1 protein-coding gene is annotated in these 397 nt (G+C 47.1%); it reads right to left on the bottom strand.

The features are described 5' to 3' along the window. Positions 1–397 (bottom strand): molybdopterin-dependent oxidoreductase (locus tag LKX83_RS31950; RefSeq protein ID WP_227887295.1); only part of this gene is annotated, 397 nt, incomplete at both ends.

The following is a 397-nucleotide window of genomic DNA, read 5'->3' as shown; positions in this document are numbered from 1 at the left end:
GTTCGTTCCGATGATCGAACGCGCTAATTTTTGAAGCAAAAAGTTCTCTTCATTCGTACATTTAGAAGAAGAAATAAAGGCGAAGGTGTCCGCGCCTTCACGCGCTTTGATCTCTTGGAATTTGCTTACAATCAGATCAAACGCTTCCTCCCATGTCGCTTCATGGAACTCATCGTCTCTGCGAATAAGCGGCTTTGTCAAACGGTCCTCACTATTGACAAAATCCCAGCCGAACTTTCCTTTTACACAAGTTGAAATACCGTTTACCGGTGCGTCTGGCGTCGGCTCGATTTTTAGAATCTTACGGCCTTTTGTCCATACATCGAACGTACAGCCTACACCACAGAACGTGCACACGGTCTTCGTCTTCTTGGTCCGAGTTGCGCGAAGGGTCGCT

This window comes from Cohnella baijiui (assembly GCF_020731285.1).
GTDB lineage: Bacteria > Bacillota > Bacilli > Paenibacillales > Paenibacillaceae > Cohnella.
Note: the sequence above shows the minus strand (reverse complement) of the source record. Positions and strands in the feature narration are given on the sequence as shown.